Source organism: Ciceribacter sp. RN22 (assembly GCF_024054295.1).
Taxonomy (GTDB): domain Bacteria; phylum Pseudomonadota; class Alphaproteobacteria; order Rhizobiales; family Rhizobiaceae; genus Allorhizobium; species Allorhizobium lividum.
Window position 1 is genome coordinate 2,948,205 of the sequence record NZ_JAMXLD010000001.1, and the last position, 1,395, is coordinate 2,949,599.

General features: G+C 57.8%; 3 protein-coding genes. 1 reads left to right on the forward strand and 2 read right to left on the reverse strand.

What is annotated here, in order from left to right:
- The first annotated feature begins 56 nt into the window (after window positions 1–56).
- Window positions 57–371, forward strand: coding sequence for a hypothetical protein (locus NHF53_RS14405; protein ID WP_252834744.1), 315 nt, complete (start codon window positions 57–59; stop codon window positions 369–371).
- A 300-nt stretch (window positions 372–671) separates the two neighbouring features.
- Here NHF53_RS14405 and NHF53_RS14410 read toward each other — a convergent pair whose 3' ends face one another.
- Together NHF53_RS14410 and NHF53_RS14415 are read right to left on the reverse strand one after the other, a co-directional pair.
- The gene (locus tag NHF53_RS14410; protein WP_252834745.1) at window positions 672–1,160 is read right to left on the reverse strand and encodes a hypothetical protein; all 489 of its coding nucleotides are present in this window, start codon (window positions 1,158–1,160) and stop codon (window positions 672–674) included.
- On the reverse strand, window positions 1,147–1,395 hold a 249-nt coding region (locus tag NHF53_RS14415), incomplete at its 5' end, for a recombinase zinc beta ribbon domain-containing protein (RefSeq protein WP_252834746.1). The genes NHF53_RS14415 and NHF53_RS14410, both read right to left, overlap by 14 nt.

Here is a 1,395-nt window from a genome sequence, read left to right on the forward strand (position 1 = left end):
ATCGGTGGTGTCCTTCAGGTTGGATCTAAGCAACCCGACCCTACCGGAAATCACCGATGGCTATGAAATCCAGCTACACCACGCGCTGGGACACGATCGAACGCGAGGCGAACCCTAGTCTATTCTCCAAGAATGCGGAGAGTAATCAGATGGTTTTGACCAATGTTGCCTTGGTGAGCCCCGACAACATCCATTCCCGGATCAGCTATGTCACCGACCTGATCCAGAGTGGCGAAGCCGAAAAATACGACTTCCATTCGGGAAACGGCGAGCAGGCGACCAATTCAATCCACCAGTATCTCTACTGGCTCCAGCAGCGCGCTGCCGACCTCGACAGCGACGGCACCTACTCGCCGGAGATGTTCAGGTGATGTTCCTCGCTCCGGTGGTGGCGCACCCTCCGGAGTGAGGCCCTATTCCTTCACTCTTCCCTCCGCCAACGAGACGACACCAGCTGCGCCTGCTCTGAGACCAGAACTTGGACCGTCGCAAGCCGAAGTTTTCCGGCTCCGGCTGGGTTCCCTTACGTTTGCTCACGAAGTGTATGGGCGATCGCTGCCCACATGCTTTCGCGGCGCCTCAAATGAGCCGTCGAGGAAAAAGTCGAGGTACTCGACCAAGAAGAACCGAACTGGCTGTGGGCGCGCAGCCAAGCGCCTCGCGGTACCAATTCAGCATTTGATATCGACCGTCGCACGGTATTGAGGGTAACGCTCTCCCGCTACCACCATTACAGTGCTAAGCACAGCATGCGGCTTCTTCTTCGGAAGGTCCAAAAGATCCGCTATTGCTCCCTTCACGAAAAGCTCGACCTGACCTCGTTCCTCGCACGGGTGGACCTCGATTGAGGTCACCAGGGAGCGGATTTCGCAAGCCATCTGCATCGAGTCGTTTGATTGCAGCCCGAGTTGCAGTTCCTCGATCTTGATACGATACGCATCGATTGATGCGGGCCGAAGCTCGACTACCTTTGTCGACGCGCGCAGGAAATCGAGGCTGGCGACCAGCCGCGCCTTCTCCGATTCGAATTCGCGCAGCTTTGCCTTCAGGGAAATCGTCGCTGCCCCGTCGGCGATGGCATCAACGATATTGCGGATCTGCCTTTCCAGTCTGGCGAGTTGCCTCTCGCCTTCGCGCAGCTCGCGATCAGCACCGGGCATTCAACCGCTTCTGCTCCGCCTGGTATTCGCTCAGGAACTCCGCGATCACCTCCGGCGCTAGCAATCGGCGCTTTATCCCCCCGAGAACACGCTGCTCCAGGTCCGGCATGCGAATGGTGCGGTTGTTATCGCAGGTCCCTTTCTCGCGATGAGCTGCACAAGACAACCGATCCTGAAACTTGACGGTGTAAGCCGCTCCGCAACATCCGCACCTGATCAGCCCGGAGAATATCCT

Excerpts from the sequence above, each read along its gene's own strand:
- NHF53_RS14405 (WP_252834744.1), top strand. The coding sequence starts at position 57 with ATGGCTATGAAATCCAGCTACACCACGCGCTGGGACACGATCGAACGC.
- NHF53_RS14410 (WP_252834745.1), bottom strand. The coding sequence starts at position 1,160 with ATGCCCGGTGCTGATCGCGAGCTGCGCGAAGGCGAGAGGCAACTCGCC.